General features: G+C 69.6%; 2 protein-coding genes. Both read left to right on the forward strand.

Annotation, left to right across the window (positions count from 1 at the left end; translation table 11 throughout):
- Positions 1-534, forward strand: a 534-nt coding sequence (gene nadE, locus G7A99_RS22950) for an NAD(+) synthase (protein WP_163144346.1), incomplete at its 5' end; no start/stop codon positions are given.
- Positions 531-711 (forward strand): hypothetical protein (locus G7A99_RS22955; RefSeq protein WP_205600024.1); only part of this gene is annotated, 181 nt, incomplete at its 3' end. The genes nadE and G7A99_RS22955, both read left to right, overlap by 4 nt.

A 711-nucleotide genomic window follows, 5' to 3' on the forward strand; every position in this document is an offset into this window, starting at 1 on the left:
CGCCAGCGGCGCCGGCGGCTCGGCTACCAGGCGTACCTGCAGATCGTCGCGGCCACCAACTTCAAGCAGCGCGTGCGCAAGACCCTGGAGTACTTCCACGCGGACCGCCTGAACTACGCGGTGGTCGGCACCCCGAACCGGCTGGAATACGACCAGGGCTTCTTCGTGAAGGGCGGTGACGGGGCGGCGGACGTCAAGCCGATCGCCCACCTGTACAAGTCGCAGGTCTACGCGCTGGCGCGCCATCTGGGGGTGCCGGAGTCCATCTGCACGGCCGCACCGACCACCGACACCTACAGCCTCCCCCAGGGCCAGGACGAGTTCTACTTCGCGCTGCCATACGACCGCATGGATCTCGCGCTGTACGCACGCAACCACCACATGCCCGCGGAGACCCTCGCGGAGGCGCTGGGTGTCGCGGTCACCGAGGCGGAGCACATCTACCGCGATATCGACGTCAAGCGTCGTACGACCCGATACCTCCACGAGTCGGGGCTGACGGTCGTGCCGGTGCCGGAGGTCCCGCTGCCGTGACCGGCAATGCCGCGGTGCGTGTCGTGCACGTGGCCTCCGGCGATCTCTGGGCCGGCGCGGAGGTTCAGGTCTACGGCCTGGTCACGGCGCAGCGGCGTGCCGGCATGGACGCCCGGGCGGTGCTGTTCAACGACGGCACGCTGTACCGGCGCCTGCGCTCGGACGGCGTGCCGGTGA

This window comes from Arhodomonas sp. KWT (assembly GCF_010993615.1).